Genomic DNA, 19,486 nt, shown 5'->3' with positions numbered 1-19,486 from the left:
TTTATCGCGCGTCATAACAGATGGAAGCATTCATCTTTCATAGTAACGGTAAACCGTCGGATGAAATTCAATACCATACAGTTGGCTTACCGGGATCAGCAGCTCAATATGTTTACTGAAATCCACCTCGTCTTGTTCGACCCCGGCAGACTGTGGCTCCACCAGGCGATTAAACCACTGTAGCAGTAACTTTTTCATCGGCAGTTCTCCAGAAATGTTTGACCCTGTCAGTTAAGCGCAATCCGCCATATAACCAAAACAAGAAGTTCTGCGCTTCAATGCTACAAATTGCATATAACGTCAGGCATGCGGGGGCAGCGCAGCACCTTCGATACGACAACGCAGCCAGTCCCGCGCGCGGTAATAACGCAACGTCAATTGCGGGCCAAAACCCATCCAGAACGGCGCTTTATGCAACGGTTCAATCTTCAGTGCCAACTCGCTCGCGGGCATGTCCAGCGCCCACTCCGCCAGAATGCCGCCGAGCATACTGCCGGTCGGTACGCCACGCCCGGAGAGGCCCGTCAGCGCCACGACGCCGGGTGCCAGTTGATATAAACGCGGAATGGTTCGTTGCTGCATATCGAGCTCGCCGTACCAGAAATAGTCCCAGCGCAGCGGCTGCCCGATGGCCGGATGCAGCCAGCACAGGCGATCGCTCATCACCTGATGGGTATAATTCATCTCGCGCCCACGCCGCCCCATCGGGAACATTGAGGCGACGATGCGCCCTTGCTGGTTATATTTGTAGACATAGATATCACCACGACCGTCATGAATAGTGGTGTTTAGTGGCAATACCTTGCTGCGCAGTGCCGCATCCAGTGGCTGAGTGGCGGCGACAAACACCCGCATGATGCGAAAACTCTGTTCCAGTTGTGGCCAGCCGGCCACGGTGTACGCCCCGGTGGCGAAAATCACTTTATCTGCCAGCACATGACCTTGTGGTGTGATCACCTGCCAGGCTGTTCCCTGCTTTTTCACCTCGCTAACCGGAGAGGCACAGTAAACTTCGCCGCCCTCCTGCCCCACGGCCCGCGCCAGACCACGCGCATAGCCGAGCGGATTAAGATGTCCCCCTTCATGATGAAACCAGCCACCATAAAAACGCGGACTGCCGCTGATGCGCTCCGCCTGCGCCGCATCCACCGCTTCGGTATGCGCCCCAACCGCGTTGTACTGACGCGCTTTTTCCTCAATCAACTTCATCGCACCCGGTCGCGCCGCCGCCTGGAGATAGCCGTTCTGTTGCCATTCACAATCAATGTGATAATCGCGGATCATCGCGCTGACCTGGTGATTGGCCTGGGTCTGGCGTCTGATTAACCGCTCAGCCCAGGGCTCCCCCAGCAAGCGACGCAGTTCCGGCAGCGAGAAATGGGTAAACGTTGGGGTGCAGTGCCCGGCATTGCGCCCGGAGCCACCAAATCCCGCCTGCTGAGCTTCCAGCAGCATGACCTTCACGCCTTGTTTTGCCAGCGTCAGCGCGGTGGTCAGCCCGGTATAACCACCACCCACGATGCAGACATCCGCGCGATGTTCTCCCTGCAAGGAGGGCAAGTCAGGCGCGGGTGCCGCCGTGGCAAACCACAACGAATCTTCGAACGGGGAGAATCGGGCCATTGCGCATCACCTCACTCTTTGTCGCTGCGGGCGTCCAGCGCATCGCGCAGCCCATCACCAATGAAGTTAAAGCAGGTCACCGCCAGCGTAATGGCGATGCCCGGCACCAGCGCCAGCCAGGGCGCACGGATCAGATACTGCTGCGCGCCGTTCAGCATATTGCCCCAACTGGGCAACGGCGGCTGGATACCGTAACCGAGAAAGCTGATATAGGCTTCCAGCAGGATGGCGCGCGCCACCGTCAGCGTGGCTGCCACGATAATCGGCCCGACCACATTCGGCAGCAGCTCACGGAACATAATCCAGCGGCCGGAAAGCCCCAGCATCCGTGCCGCCAGGATGTATTCACGTTCACGCAACGAGCGCACCTCGGCCTCAACGATACGCGCTACTTCCATCCAACTGGTGACGGCGATAATCACCGTGATCATTGCCGGATCGGGCTTGATAAACGCCGCCAGCGCCAGCAACAGAAACACGCTGGGAAAGGCCAGAAAGGCATCGACGATACGCATCAGCACGGCACCGACACGACCACCGTAGTAGCCGGCCACAATGCCGACCAGGGTTCCGAGCATGATGCTCAGCACCATGGCAAAGAAACCCACCAGCAGCGAAATACGCCCGGCCATCAACAGGCGCGCCAGCAAATCACGCCCGAGCGGATCGGTACCGAGCCAGTGCCAGCCAGTCAACGGCGGTGCGAAGCGTGCACGCAGGTCAATATGCAAGTCATCAAACGGCAGCAGCGACGGGCCAAACGCGCAGGCCAGCGCCATCAGGATAATCAGCAACAAGCTGGCGCAGGCCAGTTTATGGCGCACAAAGCGTTGTAAGGTGCGGTTGCGTAGCCAGCGCACAGGCGTTACCGGCGGCGTAATCACAGAAGATGCCATCTTGCCTCCTTAAGCGGGACGAATACGCGGATCGACCAGCGCAGTGATCACATCCGCCAGCAGGTTGCCAATCAGCACCAGAATCGCCGAGCACATCAGCAGCCCCATGACCACCGGATAATCGCTGTAGCCAAGGCTATCGAGAAACAGACGCCCCATGCCCGGCCAGGTAAACACCGTCTCCGCCACCAGCGCGCCGCCCAGAATGGTCGGCAGCTGCATCCCGGCGAGGGTGATCATCGGTAACAGCGCATTGCCTACCACATGCTTCAGCAGCACGCGACGTGGCGGCACCCCTTTGGCCCGCGCGGTTTTGATGAAATCCTGATTGATCACTTCCAGCGTGGCGGTGCGCATATAACGACTCCAGATCGCCACATCAACAAAGGTCAGCACCAGCACCGGCAACACCAGATGGCGCAGCACATCCAGCAGCGAACCATCGCCCACCGTGTACATATTCCCGGCGGGCAGCCATTGCAGCTTCAGGGCAAAGAAGTAGATCGCCACCAGCCCGAACCAGAAGGTCGGAATCGACAGCGCCACCATCGCGCCCATAGTGGCAAAGCGATCAAACGGGCTATCGCGCTTGATGGCGCTCTGAATACCGATCCAGACACCGATGGCGATCGAGAACACCATCGAGGTGCACATCAGCAACAACGTCGCCGGTAGATGCGAAAAAATGATGCTCAGGACCGGCTGACCATCGCGATATGAACGCCCCCAGTCACCGCGCAGCAGATGACTGAGCCAGTCGAAATATTGCACCGGCAACGGTCGGTTCAGCCCCATCTGTGTGGCGATACGCTGCATCGCCTCCTGGGTCATCCCCGGTGTTAAGGCGTATTGCGACAACGGCCCGCCCGGTGCCAGATTGAGGGCAGCGAAACCGATAATGGATACCAGGAACAACAAAATGATGCTTTGACCGCAACGTCGTAACAGAAATGCGCCCACGGCTCTCCTCCCCGGCGTGACGGCTTCCTGCCCGTCACGCACGTTGTGAATGGAATCAGGCTTTCTTATCCCAGTACCAGGTGTTGGCGTTCCAGCTATCGATACGCACGTTGATGTTGGGCGTGATATTCTCCGCGCCCTCTTTGTGCCCGCGCACGTTGGCAAAGCTGAACAGCGTCAGGAATGGCATGTCCTTCCGCACCAGCGACTGGATTTGCAGGTAAGCCGCTTTGCGTTGCTCCGGCGCGAACTCGGCACTGCCCTGCGCCAGCAGTTTGTCCACTTCGGGATTTTTGTACTGGAACACATTCTGCCCCGCGCCCCCCTGCGCCGGGATGGCATCAGAACGCATATACGTGGCAGTATCGGGATCAGAGCCGGTGAGGTAATTCAGGCCGACAATGGCGCTGTCAAACTTCGACAGCATCCAGTAATCCCCCCACATCACCGCCGGTGGCAGGTTGGAAATCTTCATCTCCACACCAATCTCCTGGAAGCTCTGCTGCATAAACTGCTGCATCTGTTCGCGCAGATGGTTGCCAGCGGTGGTGGAGTTGGTAAACGACAGTTTGACGCCATTCTTTTCGCGAATACCGCCCGCTCCCGGTTTCCAGCCCGCTTTATCCAGCAGGGCTTTGGCCTTGTCGAGATTGAATTCGTGTGCCGGGAGGGAGGCGTTGAAATAGGCCGACTGACGCGGCATATAGGTTTCGGTCGGTTTCGGCAGTCCGTAGTAAAGCGCATCAATAATGGTTTGTTTATCAATGGCGTAATACAACGCCTCTCGCACGGCCGGGTCCTGGAACTGAGGACGGGCGAGGTTAAACGCAAAGTTCTCAATGGTGGCGCTCTGGAATACGTCCACCACTTTCCCCGGTAATTTTTTCGCCTCGTCGTAGTGGTCGGCTGAAATCCACTGCAACCCGGCGATATCGATATCGCCAGAGACAAACTGGGTATACATCACGTTGAGATCCGGGATGTACTTATAAATCAGACGGTCGAGCTTCGGTCCATCACCGTAGTACTCTTTGTTAGCGGTCAGTTCGATATGATCGCCCGGCACGCGCTGCTGCCACTTGAACGGTCCGGTGCCAATCGGCGCGCTGTTAAACGGCGCGGTGTTTTTGTCCTGCACGTTGGCAAAGCCGTGTTTGGGAATGATAAAGGTGGCGGCGAGGATCGAGGTGTAAGGCGAATAGGGTTTCTCCATCCGCCATTTGATTTCAGTCGGTGAGACAATGGTGATATCACGCACCAGTTCATGTCCGGAACGGCTCCAGCTGCGGAAATTCGGGTCCACCAGCAACTCAAGGGTGAACTTCACGTCTTCCGCAGTGAACGGCTGGCCATCGTGCCACTTCACGCCATCGCGCAGTTTGAGATGAAAATTCAGCCCATCGGCAGAGATGCCGCCATTAGCCTGGGTTGGCACTTCGGTCGCCAGTGCCGGGGTGAAGTTACCTTTCTCATCAACGCCGAACAGCGGATCAAACAGGCTGAAATGCAGACCGTCATCCACCTCGATATGCGGCATCAACGGGTTGAACACCGTCGGTTCCTGCGAGAATCCGACCACCATCTGTCCACCGCTACCGGCTGCTCCGGTCATCGCCGCGCGTGCGACATTGCTGCCAAACAGCCCTGGCAGCGCCATCGCGGCGGTGCCGGAGGCCAGATACACCAGCGCCTGCCGACGGGAAATTTTTGGCAGGGAATCTGCAAACTTATCACTCATCGTTTTTCCTCAGGTGAACAGAAACACAACGCCGCGCAGCGGCAATCAGAGTTAGTAGCCGGTCATAATTTCAATCTTCGAACCATCAGTGAAACGTGAAAAACGGAACGCTTTCGGGTCCACCACCGGCGTGCGGTTCAGCACCAGATCGGCGGTGAGACGCCCGGCTCCCGGACCAATGCCAAAGCCGTGACCCGAGAAGCCGGTCGCCATCACCAGGCCGGGATAGCGGTCAACATGGGAAATTACCGGAATGGCGTCGGGCAGCACATCGATGCATCCGCCCCAGCGTTGCGCCACCTTCAGTCCGGCCAGCGCCGGCAGTTGCTGCTTCAGTTGCTCCAGCACGTTATTGGTGAGTTTTTTCGACGGCGGCAGGTCCAGTACGCGGCAGTACTCAAACGGGCTGGGTTCATCCAGATGCCAGTGGCGTGCCATCCGCCACTCGTCATAGAAACGTCCGGTCAGCCGCAGCCGCAACGAACCCCATTCATGGCGCAGCGCAGGCAGGAAGTTACGCGCAAAGCGGAAGCTGTCCGGCACAATATCCACTTCACTTTCATGACCGGAGGCGATGGAGTAGCCGCCGTCCTGACGTTTGCGAATGGCAAAATCGCGTGTCCAGAATGCCGCTTCCGGGCCACCGGGTAGTGGCTCAGTGCGCACCACGCTGTTTAATACCTTGAGCTGCGGCAGAAAAAGGCCAAAACGTTGTGCCATCAAACTGGACCAGGCGCCTCCTGCCAGCACCACCGTCTGGCAGGCGATGGCACCGCGTTCGGTTACCACCCCGGAAATCCGCCCACCGCTGGTTTCAATGCCGCGCACCGCGCACTCCGTCAGAATATGAGCGCCGTGGCGACGCGCCGCTTCGGCAATGGCCGGGGCCGCTTTCTGCGGCTCGGCGCGGCCATCATCCGGGGTGTAGAGTGCACCAACGCCCTGCACTTTATGGCCGGGAAACAGTTTCGCGACCCCGTCACGATCCAGCATCTCAGCACGAAAGCCGGTGCCATCCATATGGCGCGACCAGTTTTGCAGTTCACTGAATTCCTGGTCGTTAGCACAGTTAAAGGTGATGCCTGCACGCCGATAACCGGTATCCGCCTGTAAACGCTGATCCAGTTGCTGCCAGAGTCGCAGCGATTCAGCCATCAGCGGCACTTCACGCGGATCACGCCGTGCCAGTCGCACCCATCCCCAGTTGCGGCTTGACTGCTCATGACCAATGCCGCCCTTTTCGCACAGTGCGACACTGACGCCCTGCTCAGCAATTTCCAGCGCGGTAGCGCAGCCAATAATGCCGCCGCCAATCACCACCACATCGACTTTTTCCGGTAATGTCACATCGCCGTGCACGGGTACTACAAACGGACCTGGCATAATTATTCCCACAGGTTATTGACGGTTATTAATTTCCGACATCAGACGCACGCAGCGATATTTCGGCAACAGTTCACCGTGCGGGGAAAATTAATTTCTCCCCACCGTAATCATCCGATTTTATTACTGCGTTACGGCTGTAAGACTTTTTTTAATAAACGGATGACGGTCTGTTTTTCTCTCGCCGTCAGCCGTTGAAAAAAACGATCTTCCTGTAGCTGTGTCAGCTCACGTACACGCTGTGCCAGCGCCTGACCATGTTCGGTAAGAAACAATGCCTGAGAGCGGTTATCGCTATGATCAGCTTCGCGCCTCAGCAACTGTTGTTGTTCCATCTGGTCGAGCAGGCGCGCCATAGCGGAACGGTCGCGCTGGATCACATCGGCAATCACCGAAGGCCGAATACCGGGGTGGCGGTCGACCACCAGCAGGGTGCTGATTTTGCCGGTGCCGCGCGCCACTTCGAGTCCGGCCAGCTGCTGGTCAAGGTCGCGCGACACGGCGATATTGATGCTGCGAATGTAAAAACTCAGCATATTACCCAAGGGTCCCAAATCCACGTCGGTGGCCTGTTGCGGAACGGCAGGTACGGCTGGTTTTGTCATTCTGCGCTCCACATAACTGAAAAAAACGTCTCAGAAGAAGGGATTAGGGCAGTACAAACTTTCCTCCAGTATTGGTGAGATAGTGGACAATGACAACGACTTTTGTCATAGCTTTTTCCAATTTCACTTAAGATGCCACCCGCTCTTCGGCATGACCGGGAATGGCGCTAACCAACTGTTGGGTATAGCGATGCTGCGGCTCACGGAACACCGCCTGTGGTGTGCCCTGCTCGACAATTTCACCTTTGAACAGCACCGCGATGCGGTCACAAATCTGACTGGCAACGCGCAAATCATGGGTAATAAAAATCATCGCCACCTGGGTTTGCTGTTGAATGCTGCGCAACAATTCCAGCACCTGTGCCTGAATTGACACATCCAGCGCCGACACCGACTCATCAGCCACCAGCAGCACCGGATCGAACATCAGCGCACGCGCAATGCCGATACGCTGGCGCTGGCCACCGGAGAACTCATGCGGGAAGCGGTTCCAGGCACTGGCATCCAGCCCAACCCGTTGCAACAGTTGTTTCGCCTTGCGTTCGACTTCGTGCGGTGTCATGCCACCCAGCGCCAGCGGCCCAGCCGACAGAATGGTGCCAATGGTGTGACGTGGGTTGAGCGAGGCAAACGGATCCTGAAAAATCATCTGGATATAGCGGCGCAGCGGGCGGAATTCGTTCTCTTTCATTGGCTGGATATCACGGCCATCAAACAGGATTTCGCCACTATCGGCCGCCAACAGCTTCAGCAGCACCCGCCCGAGCGACGATTTGCCCGAACCGGACTCCCCGACAATACCGAGAGTTTCACCCTTATTGAGGCTGAAGCTGACGTTGTTCAGCGCCTTCACTTCGCGGCTGCGGCTCAGCCAGCCGCCGTCGCTGCGGTAGGTTTTTACCAGGTTTTTCACCTGCAATACCGTTGGCGTATTACGTATGTCTTTTTCCCCGGCATGCATGCGGGGCACGGCGGCAATCAGCTTTTGCGAATAGGGATGTTGCGGCGCGTTAAGCACCTGCTGCGCCGGGCCGGACTCCACCATATGGCCCTTCTCCATCACAATCACCCGATCGGCAATCTCTTCCACCACGCCAAAATCGTGGGTAATAAACATCACGCTCATCGCCTTGCGCTGTTGCAGGCCACGAATCAGACGCAGAATTTGTGCCTGTGTGGTGACATCGAGCGCCGTGGTGGGTTCATCCGCAATCAGCACATCGGGGTCGAGCGCCAGCGCCATGGCGATCATCACCCGCTGACGCTGCCCGCCGGAGAGGCGAAACGGATGTTGATGCTGGATTTTATCGGGCTCCGGCAGCCCCACCTCTTCCAACAGCGCCAGCACTTTTTGCTGGCGTGACGCGGCAGTGCCAACGTTGTGCGCCAGCATCACCTCCGCGATCTGCTCGCCGATGGTCATCAATGGGTTGAGGGCCGACAGCGGGTCCTGGAAAATGATGGCGAGGGTTTTGCCCTGGAGCTGGCGCAACTGTTCCGGCGTTTGTTGCAGCAGATTGGTGCCGCGCAACAGGATCTCGCCACCCTGCACGCGCAGGGCTTTGGGTAACAGGCCCATAGCAGCATGGGCGGTCACGGATTTGCCCGAGCCGGATTCACCGATAATGCAGAGAATTTCTCCCGGCCACAGATCAAAGCTGAGATTTTCCACCGCAAAGCGACGGTCCATCCCGGCGGGCAGCGCCACCGAAAGTTGGCGCACGGAAAATAACGGGGCGATGTTGTCAGGCTTTTCCATATTGACGCTCCTGGTTGCACAGAAAAATAATTTTTTCAGTATCTAAGCCAGCGGTTAAATAACGGAATTGACCAGCAGGATGAATTTAATTTTTAAATTAAGAAGGGAAAATGACACAGAAAGGTTGAGAATAAATAATAGGTTTTACTTATTTGCCTGGGCGGTGGTGTACGCTGATACCCTCACCCCGGCCCTCTCCCGCAAGCGGGAGAGGGAGGTAGTGCAAAATGGTAGCCGGTGCACGCATCAGTCCCCTCTCCCGCTTGCGGGAGAGGGTTAGGGTGAGGGCATTACCCCCCGCTTCTGGCGATCATCCGGCGATAATTATTCAGCCATTTGCCGCTGGTCAGACGCCACCAGAAGCAGATACCGCGCACGGTCCAGTCGAGGAACATGCCAAGCCATACGCCAATCACCCCCATACCCAGCACAATGCCAAGCAGATAACCGGCCACCACGCGCGCGCCCCACATGCTGAACATCGAGACATACATGGTGTAACGCGCATCGCGTGCACCTTTCAGCCCGGCAGGTAGCACCCAGGAGGCGGTCCAGATTGGCATAAACGCGGCGTTCAGCCAGATCAGGTGTTTGGTCACCGAAATCACCTCCGGGTCGCGGGTATAGAACTTCGCCAGCAACCCGGCTATCGGCACGGTAATCGCCGCCAGGCTACATAAGCCAATCATCGCCAGCCAGAATACATGTTTGATTTGCCGTTCCGCCTGCATCACCTGGTTACGCCCAAGACGTTTGCCGGTGATAATGGTCGACGCCGACCCCAGGGCATTGCCCGGCAGGTTAATCAACGTGGCGATGGAGAAGGCGATAAAGTTGCCGGCGATTTCGTTAGTCCCCATTCCGGCGACAAAAATCTGCGTCAGCAGCTTACCGCCGTTAAACAACACCGACTCGATACTGGCCGGAACACCGATACTTAGCACCTCCATCAAAATGCCGTAGTTCCAGCGTCGGAAGTAGCTTTGGATGGAGATTTTCAGCGCCGGGTTGATACCGAGATACAGCACATAAATCGCCGCAATCGCCCCGATATAGCGTGAGATAGTCAGCCCCAGCCCGGCACCGATAAAGCCCAACCCTTCCCAACCGAGACAGCCATAGATCAGCACGGTACTGATGACGATATTGAGGATGTTCATCCCGCCGTTAATCAGCATCGGGATTTTGGTATTTCCTGCCCCACGCAGAGCCCCGCTGCCTATCAAGGCAATCGCTGCCGCCGGGTAACTCCACGCCGAGGTTTGCAGGTAGCTGAGCGCCAGCGCCTTGACCTTGGGTTCGGCGCTACCGGCGATGACATCAATGATCAGGTGGCCCCAAACCTCAATGGCGATCACCAACACAAACGCCAGCACCGTCATCAATCCCAGCGACTGGCGGGTTGCCGCGCGCGCCCGTTTGCCGTTGCGTTTGGCAAGGCTGAACGCCACCACCACCGTGGTGCCGAGATCGATAGCGGCGAAGAATGAGATGATCACCATATTGAAGCTGTCGGCCAGACCTACGCCTGCCATCGCTTCTTTACCCAGCCAGCTGACCAGGAAGGTACTGAGGACGCCCATCAGCATCACACATAAGTTTTCGATAAAGATGGGCACGGCCAGCGGCGTGATCTCACGCCATAACAGCGTGCGATAAGAACGGCGTTTCGGATACCACGCCGTATTTCTGATCGCACGCATCACTGCTACGCCAGGATTTTGCAAGGGAATACCAAATCACTTTGGACAAGAAGAATAATAATGATAGGACGCTAACAATTATGCAAAATGTTTCCCGTCAACATTTAATCATTATTACAAACTTTTTGTTCCCGAGGCGGCAGGATGTTCGACTACGCCTCCCAGATAGGCACTGCGCACCTCCTCGTTATGCAACAATTCCTCGCCGCTGCCGCTGAGTCGTATCTCGCCGTTAACCATCACATAACCCCGATCCGCCAGTTGCAGCGCATGGCGCGCGTTCTGCTCCACCAGAAACAGCGTCATGCCCTGCTGCGTCAGCTCACGCAGGATGGCGAAGATTTGCTTCACCACCAGCGGTGCCAGCCCGAGGCTGGGTTCATCCAGCAGCAGCAATTTCGGGCGGCTCATCAACGCACGGGCAATCGCCAGCATCTGCTGCTCACCGCCCGATAGCGTCATCGCGCGCTGTTTACGCCTTTCCAGCAGTCGGGGAAACAGTTGATACATGCGATCCTTATCTTCGCGCGCAAAGCGGTCGCCGATGGCAATGGTGCCCATCAGCAGATTTTCCTCCACCGTCATATCCGGGAAGATGCGCCGGCCCTCCGGCGCCTGCGCGATACCACTGGCGGCGATAAAATGGGTGGATCGGTGACTGATGGCCTCGCCGCGAAAGCGAATCTCGCCAGCGGCGATGCGCGGCTGGCTGAAAATTGACATCAGCAGCGTTGATTTACCCGCCCCGTTGGCACCAATCAGCGCCACGGTTTCGCCTTCATTAACCGTCAGCGACACCTGCTTCAGTGCTTGCACCGGGCCATAAAATACGTCCACCTGTTCAAAGCTCAGCATCGGTTCAGACATGGTCATCCTCCTCTTCCGCGCCGAGATAGGCGGCAATCACCCGTGGGTCATGACGGATTTGCTGCGGCGTGCCTTGCGCAATCACGTCGCCGTGATCCAACACCACGATATGATCGGAGATACGCATCACCATCGGCATATCGTGTTCAATCAACAACACGCTGATACGATGGTCGGCGCGCAGCCGATGCAGAATCTGGCTTAACGCCTCGGTCTCCACCGGGTTCAGGCCTGCCGCCGGTTCATCAAGGCAGATCAGCTCCGGGCGGGTACACATGGCACGGGCAATCTCCAGTCGCCGCTGCTGTCCATAAGATAACGTGCCCGCCAGTCGGTTAGCGCTGCCCACCAGGTCAACGTTCTCCAGCCAGTAAAATGCCCGGTCCAGCGCGCGATTCTCCGCTTCGCGATAACCACGGGTATTCAGGATGCCAGCGATCAGTTGACGGTTAACCTGCATATGCTGCGCCACCAGCAGGTTCTCCACCACCGACATCTCGCGAAACAGGCGGATATTCTGAAAGGTACGCGCCAGCCCGGCGCGGTTCACCAGATGCGCGCCACCAAACATTTTGTACCAGATACGTGAACCCAGCCGCGCCGGATGCAGCCAGTCACCGGGATGAATTTTCTGCCCCAGTACCTGGATCACATCGGTCGATCGCTGATTGGCGTTAAGAGTGATGCGCCCGCCAGTGGCGCGATAGAAACCGGTCAGACAGTTAAATACCGTGGTTTTACCCGCGCCGTTCGGGCCGATCAACGATGTCACCGAACCACGCTCCACTGCCAGGCTGACGTCGTTCAGCGCCTTAATACCGCCGAAGCGCATCATCAGGTTATTCACCTGCAAAATCGCATCACTCATGGCGCACTCCTTTACGCAGCGGTACACCCACGCGCGCGGTACGTACCAGGCCACGCGGTCGCCAGATCATCATCAGCACCATCAACATGCCAAACAACAACACGCGATATTCGGCAAAGCTGCGCAACAGCTCCGGGGCGACCGTCAGCACAAAAGCCGCCAGCACCACGCCGAGCGTCGACCCCATCCCGCCCAGCACCACAATGGCGAGGATCAGCGCCGATTCAAAGAAGGTGAACGAGGTTGGATTGACAAAGCCCTGATAGGTGGCGAAAAACACCCCGGCGATCCCGGCGGTGGACGCGCCGAGCATAAACGCCGACAGCTTGACCAGCACATGATTCAGCCCCATTGCGCGACAGGCGATCTCATCCTCGCGCAGCGCTTCCCACGCGCGGCCAATCGGCATACGCGTCAGGCGATGTTTGATCCACAACACCAGCAACACCACCAGAACCAGCACCACATAGATAAAGATAAACTTCATGTTCGGGTTGTAGTCGAGATGGAAAAACTCGTTGTAGGGGACACCGCCCTCGCGTGCGCGACGGCCAAACTCCAGACCAAAAAAGGTCGGTGCCGGCACCGAGACACCATTGGGACCGCCGGTAAAGGCCAGCCAGTTGTTGAGGATCAAACGGATGATTTCACCAAACCCGAGGGTGACGATCGCCAAGTAATCACCGTGCATCCGCAGCACCGGAAAACCGAGTAGCGCCCCGGCAAAGGCCGCCATCAAGGCCGCCAGTGGCAACATGCTCCAGAAACCCAGGCCGAGATACTCATAACCTAACGCCAGACCATAAGCGCCGATGGCGTAAAACGCCACATAACCGAGGTCCAGCAACCCGGCAAGCCCCACCACGATATTCAACCCGAGGCCGAGCAACACATAAATTAAACCCAGAATCGCTACCGTCAGCAGGTATTTACTGGAAAGGAACGGAAAGGCCAACGCCAGCACCACCACCAGCGGCAGGACCCAGCGCAGCGCTGATCGGTGGCCCGGCTCACGGACATATACCCCGTCATCGCTGCCTTCGAACTTGCGGGCGAAGCGTTGTCCGGTCGGAGTTTGCAGCAACAGGCTGAGCAGCAGTCGCCCCATCACCACCACCCCCACCAGCAGCGCGACCCGCAGTGGCGACAGATGAAAACTGTAGCCATCCAGTACCACGCCGACGATCGGTCCAAACACCACCAGCGCCACCAGCCCGGCCATCAGACAATCCAGCAGCGACTGGCGCACATCCACAGATTGCGTCATTGCACTCATTTCGGCGTCCTCACACTTTGGCAACCAGCGGTCGTCCCAACAGCCCCTGTGGCCGGAAGATCAAGATCACCACCAACAGGGCAAAAGAGAAAACATCTTTGTAATCGGAGTTCACCAGTCCGGCGAATTGCGCTTCCGCCACCCCGAGCAGCAGACCGCCGAGCATCGCCCCGGGCAGCGAACCAATACCGCCCAGTACCGCAGCGGTAAACGCCTTGATGCCGATGACAAAGCCAATGTAGAAATCAAAGGTGCCGTAGTTCATGGTCACCAGTACCCCGGCCAGCCCGGCCATTGCCGCACCAATCATAAACACCAGCGAGATCACCCGATCGGTGTTGATACCGAGAATTGCGGCCATGCGCCGATCCTGCTGCACCGCACGACAAATCCGCCCCAGCCGTGTGTACTGAATAATCCACGTCAGCAGCGCCATGCCGCACAGAGCGGCAATCAGGATAAACACTTTGGTCCAGGTGATTTGCACCACGCCACCATCAATCTCCATACGCAGCACGCCACTCATCAACGTGGGGATGCCCTGCTGATTCGGTCCCTGGCTCAATTGCACGTAGTTCTGCAAAATCAGCGACATCCCAATCGCCGAAATCAACGGCGCAAGACGGGTGGAGTTGCGTAACGGGCGATAAGCGATGCGCTCAATGGTCCAGCCATACACGGCGGTGATGACGATAGTGAAGATCAGGGTGCCGAAAATCAGCAGTGGAAAGGAGTGGATGCCGAAGAAGCTGAGCAGGCCCAGCCCGATGGCACAAAGATAGGCGGAGATCATATACACCTCGCCGTGGGCGAAGTTGATCATGCCGATAATGCCGTACACCATGGTGTAGCCGATAGCAATCAGCCCGTAAACCGCGCCCAGCGTCAGGCCGTTCACCAGTTGCTGAAGAAAGAAGGCGTCCATATGCAAGTCCCGTGCTTAAGGGGAGCGCAAACCTCGCGCCCAATCGCGAATGGCCCCGCTGCACGCGGGGCCGCGTGTCAGCTTACAGCTGGTGATATTTGCCTTTATCGTCCCACTGGTAGACCACGTAATCCGAGACTTTCAGGTCGCCTTTGCCATCCCAGGCTTTTTTACCCATTACGGTATCGACGCTATTCGCTTTCAGCCAGTCGCTGGCTTTGGCGTTATCTTTCCCTGCGGCTTTATACGCAGCGGCCAGTGCCTGCACCGAGGCGTAGGCATACAGGGTGTAACCTTCCGGCTCAAAACCACCCGCGCGGAACTTGGCGATCACCGCTTTACCATCCGGGATCTGACGCGGGTCCTGACCAAAGGTCATGTAGACCCCTTTGGTGTATTGTGGGCCACCGGCAGCAGTCACCATATCTTCCGTCACGATGCAGTCACCGGAGAAGAAGGCAGCCGTAACGCCCTGCTCACGCATCTGACGCACCAGAGGCCCCGCTTCCGGGTGGCAACCGCCAAAGTAGACCACATCCGGTTTCACCGAGGCGATTTTGGTAACCAGCGCGTTGAAGTCTTTCTCACCACGCGACAGACCTTCATATAACACCTCGTTGACGCCACGTTTTTCCAGCGCCGCTTTGGTCGCATCAGCCAGCCCCTGACCGTAGGTGTCTTTATCGTGGATCACCGCCACGCGTTTGGCCTTCAACTTATCGATGATGTAGTTAGCCGCAATCGCCCCTTGTTGGTCGTCACGGCCACACATACGGAACATGGTTTTCATGCCGCGTTCAGTGATTTGTGGGTTGGTGGAACCGGGGGTGATCGCCAGCACACCGGCATCGTCATACACTTCAGAGGCGGGCATGGTGGAGGAGGAGCAGAAATGGCCGACCACCGCCAGCACTTTGTCCTGATCCACCAGACGGTTGGCTACCGCCACCGCCTGTTTTGGTTCACAGGCGTCATCGCCCTGCACCAGCACAATTTTCTCACCGTTAATGCCTCCGGCAGCGTTGATATCATCCGCCGCCTGAGTGGCACCTTTCCAATACTGTGCGCCGTAAGTGGCATTAGGGCCGGAAAAGGGTCCGGCTACACCAATTTTAATGTCTGCCTGGGCATAAAACGCCGCACTCAGGCAACCAGCAATCACGACCTTCAATGGTACTTGTATGAATTTCAAAGACATGCTTTCAATCCTCAACGGGTCAGGAACGGAGCCATACCACGGCCTGGGAGAAATCAATTTCTGAAACTTAACGAAGTGCGATGAGTGGCCAGCAGGGCCACGGTTAACGATTAAGCAAAAACCTCGCCAAAGGTAAGCATTGGTGACAAGTTTTTGCACCGACAGCGCGTTAAAGCGGCGGGAACACGTCTGCTGATCTTAACCATAGCCAGCGTTTGCCGACGCACCAGCACTCTGATGGTGCAGAATGCGGTCGATCACAGATTCTTCATGGTGCTGAGGGGTTTACCCGCTATGCTATAGCCAAATCGGCCCAAATTTCGGAGGGAGAACCTATGACTACACAACGGAACGGCATCAGCAGCCAGCAGGCGCTGGATGAACTGGAACGCCTGTACGACAACGCGGTTGCGGCTTTACGCAGCGCAATTCGTGACTTTACCGAACAGGGACGTCTGCCGGATGAAACGGCACGGCAGCAGGGATTGTTTGTTTACCCGGAACTGCGCCTTACCTGGGCGGGCGATGGCCCGCAGCAGAACCGCACCCGTGCCTGGGGCCGCTTCACCCATACCGGCAGCTACAGCACCACCATTACCCGTCCGGCCTTGCTGCGTCATTACCTGAGCGAGCAACTGTCGATGATTGAGAAAGAGTACGAGGTGGTGATTGAGGTCGGTCCCTCTCAGCAGGAGATCCCCTACCCTTACGTGATCGACGGTTCGGACCTGTCGCTGGATCGTTCCATGAGCGCCAGCATCGCCCGTCATTTCCCCACCACCGAGTTGTCGCAGATTGGTGATGAAACCGCCGATGGCCTGTTCAACGCCGACGCGCAGTTCCCGCTGTCGCATTTTGATGCGCTGCGTACCGACTTCTCGCTGGCGCGTCTGCGTCACTACACCGGCACCGCCGTTGAGCACTTTCAGCCGTTCGTGCTGTTCACTAACTACACGCGTTATGTCGATGAGTTTGTACGCTGGGCGATTGAGCAAGTACAGGATCCGAACACACCTTACGACAGCCTTGCCTGTGCTGGCGATGTGGTGATCACCAAAGAGACCCAGGACCCGGAAGCGATGATGTCGGACCTGGCGTGGAAGAAGCACCAGATGCCCGCCTGGCACCTGACGTCACCCAATCGTCGCGGCATTACGCTGGTGAATATCGGCGTGGGGCCATCCAATGCCAAAACCATCTGCGACCATCTGGCGGTGGTGCGTCCCCATGCGTGGTTGATGATTGGTCACTGCGGCGGCCTGCGCGAAAGCCAGACCATTGGCGATTATGTGCTGGCCCACGCCTATCTGCGTGACGATCATGTGCTGGACAGCGTATTGCCGCCGGATATCCCGATCCCCAGCATTGCCGAAGTACAGCGCGCGTTGTACGACGCCACCAAAGCGGTGAGCGGCATGCCGGGTGAAGAGGTCAAACAACGCCTGCGTACCGGCACCGTGGTGACCACCGATGACCGTAACTGGGAGCTGCGTTACTCCGCTTCGGCGTTGCGCTTTAACCTGAGTCGCGCTGTGGCGGTGGATATGGAGAGCGCGACAATCGCGGCGCAAGGGTACCGCTTCCGTGTGCCGTATGGCACTTTGTTGTGCGTTTCAGATAAGCCGCTACACGGGGAGATCAAGCTGCCAGGCCAGGCGAATCGCTTCTATGAAGGGGCGATTTCGGAGCATTTGCAGATTGGGATTTGTGCGGTGGAGTTGCTGCGGGCGGAGGGTGATAAATTGCATTCGCGCAAATTACGCACGTTTAATGAACCGCCGTTCAGGTAGGACCCGGTGCGGTTGGTGACCCTCACCCCGGCCCTCTGGGCAGGTGCGGTCTGTGACCCTCACCCCGGCCCTCTCCCATAAGGGAGAGGGAGATGTGCCATATGCTCGATCTGTTCCCTCTCCCGATTGCGGGAGAGGGCGCTAGCTCAATCTGTTCCCTCTCCCGCTTGCGGGAGAGGGTTAGGGTGAGGGACCAGGGTGAGGTTAATTACGCACTCAACCAACCCAGCTTAATCACAAACAGGATCGACATAATAATCAGCGCCGCATTCACCTCTTTGGTACGGCCACTCAGCAGCTTCACCACCGTCCAGGTAATAAACCCAAACGCGATACCGTTAGCAATCGAGTAAGTCAGCGGCATGGTCAGCGCAGTGACCGTCACCGGCGCAGCCGTGGTGATGTCTTTCCAGTCAATCTCCGCCAGGCCAGAAGCCATCAGCACCGCCACGAACAGCAGCGCAGGCGCAGTGGCGAATACCGGCACGCTACCCGCCAGCGGCGAGAAGAACAGGCTCAGCACGAACAGAATAGCCACGACAATCGCGGTCAGACCGGTACGGCCACCGGCGCTGACGCCCGCTGCCGATTCAACATAACTGGTGGTGGTTGAAGTCCCCAGCAGAGAACCAAACAGCGCAGCCGCACTGTCGGCGATCAGCGCACGGCCCATTTTCGGCACGTTGCCCTGCTCATCCGCCAGACCCGCACGCTTGGTCACACCCAGCAGCGTACCGGTGTTGTCGAACACGTCGACAAACAGGAAGGCGAAAATCACGCTCACCAGGCCCACGTTAAAGGCACCGGCGATGTCCAGTTGCATAAAGGTCGGAGCGATAGACGGCGGTGCAGAGAACACGCCGCCAAACGGCGTCAGGCCAATACCCATCGACAGGAAGGTGACGATCAGGATGCCGATCAGCACCGCACCGGTCACGCGACGCGCTTCCAGTACCACGATGATGACGAAGCCCAGCAGCGCCAGCAGCGGGCCAGGTTTGGTCAGATCGCCCAGGCCCACCAGGGTCGCCGGGTTATCCACCACGATACCCGCGCCTTCCAGCGCAATCAGCGCCAGGAACAGGCCGATACCGGCAGCAATCCCGGCACGCAACGGCAGCGGAATACTGGCGATAATCCATTCACGGATTTTGAACACCGACAACGCAAAGAAGATACAGGCTGACAGGAACACCGCACCCAGCGCGATTTGCCAGGTGTAGCCCATGTGCAGCACCACGGTGTAAGTAAAGAAGGCATTGAGGCCCATACCCGGCGCCAGCGCAATCGGGTAGTTCGCAATCAGGCCCATCAGCACGCAGCCGATTGCCGCCGCCAGACAGGTGGCCACGAAAACCGCGCCCTTATCCATACCGGTCGCACCCAAAATGCTTGGGTTAACAAACAGGATATAGGCCATAGCCAGGAAGGTGGTTATGCCCGCGATAACTTCGGTGCGGACCGTTGTGTTGTGCGCTTTTAGCTTGAATAGTTTTTCTAACATCATCATCTCTCGTGATGGGGAGACGTCACTGACGTGCGTTCTCTTGCCAATGGGGTGTGCATGCGCGTTATTGTTGCGGGAAAAGGCAGACGGCTGCATGCTCGGCCATCAATCCGCCTTGTTACTAAACTCCTTTCCCCCTGTCCTCATAGCAATTGCTATGCCATAACAGGACGCAATCGTTTACCTTCACGACTGTATCTTAGACTCAGACAATTCTGAACCAGAACGAGGCGCGATTATGGTGCATTGCACCATGTGCGCGCAATCGTTTTCCCATCCGTCAACCGGGTAGCGAAAAAAGATTGCGGTAACGCACGCTTTCAAACTCTGTCAGGCGATGCCGCTCACGTTTCTGTTGCCTGATTAAGCAGGCAAAAGTGGTCGGTAT

The 19,486-nt window shown here is 57.5% G+C and carries 16 protein-coding genes; 1 reads left to right on the top strand and 15 read right to left on the bottom strand.

The features are described 5' to 3' along the window. Positions 1-30: 30 nt before the first annotated feature. From CTZ24_RS16445 to CTZ24_RS16380, 14 genes are all read right to left on the bottom strand, one after another. Positions 31-198, bottom strand: a complete 168-nt coding sequence (locus CTZ24_RS16445) for a hypothetical protein (RefSeq protein WP_208724094.1) — start codon at positions 196-198, stop codon at positions 31-33. Positions 199-300: 102 nt separating this feature from the next. Continuing rightward, complete coding sequence (locus CTZ24_RS16440) at positions 301-1,623, bottom strand: NAD(P)/FAD-dependent oxidoreductase (RefSeq protein WP_208724093.1); 1,323 nt, start codon at positions 1,621-1,623, stop codon at positions 301-303. 11 nt (positions 1,624-1,634) lie between these two features. After that, positions 1,635-2,519 carry an ABC transporter permease gene (locus CTZ24_RS16435; RefSeq protein WP_021182829.1) on the bottom strand — a complete coding sequence of 295 codons (885 nt, stop codon included), beginning with the start codon at positions 2,517-2,519 and terminating at the stop codon, positions 1,635-1,637. A gap of 9 nt (positions 2,520-2,528) precedes the next feature. After that, entirely contained in the window at positions 2,529-3,479 is a 951-nt protein-coding gene (locus tag CTZ24_RS16430) for an ABC transporter permease (protein WP_208724092.1), read from the bottom strand. Positions 3,480-3,534: 55 nt separating this feature from the next. Then, positions 3,535-5,217, bottom strand: coding sequence for a peptide ABC transporter substrate-binding protein (locus CTZ24_RS16425; protein WP_021182827.1), 1,683 nt, complete (start codon positions 5,215-5,217; stop codon positions 3,535-3,537). A 51-nt stretch (positions 5,218-5,268) separates the two neighbouring features. Then, on the bottom strand, positions 5,269-6,600 hold the full coding sequence (locus CTZ24_RS16420; RefSeq protein ID WP_208724091.1) for an NAD(P)/FAD-dependent oxidoreductase: 1,332 nt from the start codon (positions 6,598-6,600) through the stop codon (positions 5,269-5,271). 131 nt (positions 6,601-6,731) lie between these two features. After that, a complete protein-coding gene (locus CTZ24_RS16415) occupies positions 6,732-7,205 on the bottom strand; it encodes a MarR family winged helix-turn-helix transcriptional regulator (protein ID WP_021182825.1) in 474 nt (157 codons plus the stop codon). 127 nt (positions 7,206-7,332) lie between these two features. Continuing rightward, entirely contained in the window at positions 7,333-8,964 is a 1,632-nt protein-coding gene (locus tag CTZ24_RS16410; protein WP_208724090.1) for an ABC transporter ATP-binding protein, read from the bottom strand. Between the two features lie 290 nt (positions 8,965-9,254). Next, on the bottom strand, positions 9,255-10,667 hold the full coding sequence (locus CTZ24_RS16405) for an EmmdR/YeeO family multidrug/toxin efflux MATE transporter (protein WP_208724089.1): 1,413 nt from the start codon (positions 10,665-10,667) through the stop codon (positions 9,255-9,257). A gap of 114 nt (positions 10,668-10,781) precedes the next feature. Continuing rightward, a complete protein-coding gene (locus CTZ24_RS16400; RefSeq protein ID WP_208724088.1) occupies positions 10,782-11,534 on the bottom strand; it encodes an ABC transporter ATP-binding protein in 753 nt (250 codons plus the stop codon). Then, entirely contained in the window at positions 11,527-12,402 is an 876-nt protein-coding gene (locus CTZ24_RS16395) for an ABC transporter ATP-binding protein (RefSeq protein ID WP_208724087.1), read from the bottom strand. The genes CTZ24_RS16400 and CTZ24_RS16395 overlap by 8 nt, the downstream gene beginning before the upstream one ends. After that, the gene (gene livM, locus CTZ24_RS16390; RefSeq protein WP_208724086.1) at positions 12,395-13,678 is read right to left on the bottom strand and encodes a high-affinity branched-chain amino acid ABC transporter permease LivM; all 1,284 of its coding nucleotides are present in this window, start codon (positions 13,676-13,678) and stop codon (positions 12,395-12,397) included. Before livM ends, CTZ24_RS16395 begins: the two co-directional genes overlap by 8 nt. A 10-nt stretch (positions 13,679-13,688) precedes the next feature. After that, positions 13,689-14,603, bottom strand: coding sequence for an ABC transporter permease subunit (locus CTZ24_RS16385; protein WP_021182819.1), 915 nt, complete (start codon positions 14,601-14,603; stop codon positions 13,689-13,691). Between the two features lie 82 nt (positions 14,604-14,685). Continuing rightward, on the bottom strand, positions 14,686-15,801 hold the full coding sequence (locus CTZ24_RS16380; protein ID WP_036624907.1) for a branched-chain amino acid ABC transporter substrate-binding protein: 1,116 nt from the start codon (positions 15,799-15,801) through the stop codon (positions 14,686-14,688). 335 nt (positions 15,802-16,136) lie between these two features. Here CTZ24_RS16380 and CTZ24_RS16375 point away from each other — a divergent pair, with 335 nt between their 5' ends. After that, positions 16,137-17,591 carry an AMP nucleosidase gene (locus CTZ24_RS16375; protein WP_021182817.1) on the top strand — a complete coding sequence of 485 codons (1,455 nt, stop codon included), beginning with the start codon at positions 16,137-16,139 and terminating at the stop codon, positions 17,589-17,591. Positions 17,592-17,799: 208 nt separating this feature from the next. Here the strand turns inward: CTZ24_RS16375 and CTZ24_RS16370 are convergent, their stop codons facing one another. After that, positions 17,800-19,098: an NCS2 family permease gene (locus CTZ24_RS16370; protein ID WP_021182816.1), complete on the bottom strand. Its 1,299-nt coding sequence runs from the start codon at positions 19,096-19,098 to the stop codon at positions 17,800-17,802. Between the last annotated feature and the right edge of the window lie 388 nt (positions 19,099-19,486).

The organism is Pantoea phytobeneficialis (assembly GCF_009728735.1).
GTDB lineage: Bacteria > Pseudomonadota > Gammaproteobacteria > Enterobacterales > Enterobacteriaceae > Pantoea > Pantoea phytobeneficialis.
The sequence above is the reverse complement of the archived record's forward strand: the minus strand, read 5'-3'. Positions and strand labels throughout refer to the sequence as shown.

Coding starts and splice junctions, on each gene's coding strand:
- CTZ24_RS16445 (WP_208724094.1), bottom strand. CDS start 198: ATGAAAAAGTTACTGCTACAGTGGTTTAATCGCCTGGTGGAGCCACAG.
- CTZ24_RS16440 (WP_208724093.1), bottom strand. CDS start 1,623: ATGGCCCGATTCTCCCCGTTCGAAGATTCGTTGTGGTTTGCCACGGCG.
- CTZ24_RS16435 (WP_021182829.1), bottom strand. CDS start 2,519: ATGGCATCTTCTGTGATTACGCCGCCGGTAACGCCTGTGCGCTGGCTA.
- CTZ24_RS16425 (WP_021182827.1), bottom strand. CDS start 5,217: ATGAGTGATAAGTTTGCAGATTCCCTGCCAAAAATTTCCCGTCGGCAG.
- CTZ24_RS16420 (WP_208724091.1), bottom strand. CDS start 6,600: ATGCCAGGTCCGTTTGTAGTACCCGTGCACGGCGATGTGACATTACCG.
- CTZ24_RS16415 (WP_021182825.1), bottom strand. CDS start 7,205: ATGACAAAACCAGCCGTACCTGCCGTTCCGCAACAGGCCACCGACGTG.
- CTZ24_RS16410 (WP_208724090.1), bottom strand. CDS start 8,964: ATGGAAAAGCCTGACAACATCGCCCCGTTATTTTCCGTGCGCCAACTT.
- CTZ24_RS16405 (WP_208724089.1), bottom strand. CDS start 10,667: ATGCGTGCGATCAGAAATACGGCGTGGTATCCGAAACGCCGTTCTTAT.
- CTZ24_RS16400 (WP_208724088.1), bottom strand. CDS start 11,534: ATGTCTGAACCGATGCTGAGCTTTGAACAGGTGGACGTATTTTATGGC.
- CTZ24_RS16395 (WP_208724087.1), bottom strand. CDS start 12,402: ATGAGTGATGCGATTTTGCAGGTGAATAACCTGATGATGCGCTTCGGC.
- livM (WP_208724086.1), bottom strand. CDS start 13,678: ATGAGTGCAATGACGCAATCTGTGGATGTGCGCCAGTCGCTGCTGGAT.
- CTZ24_RS16385 (WP_021182819.1), bottom strand. CDS start 14,603: ATGGACGCCTTCTTTCTTCAGCAACTGGTGAACGGCCTGACGCTGGGC.
- CTZ24_RS16380 (WP_036624907.1), bottom strand. CDS start 15,801: ATGTCTTTGAAATTCATACAAGTACCATTGAAGGTCGTGATTGCTGGT.
- CTZ24_RS16375 (WP_021182817.1), top strand. CDS start 16,137: ATGACTACACAACGGAACGGCATCAGCAGCCAGCAGGCGCTGGATGAA.
- CTZ24_RS16370 (WP_021182816.1), bottom strand. CDS start 19,098: ATGATGTTAGAAAAACTATTCAAGCTAAAAGCGCACAACACAACGGTC.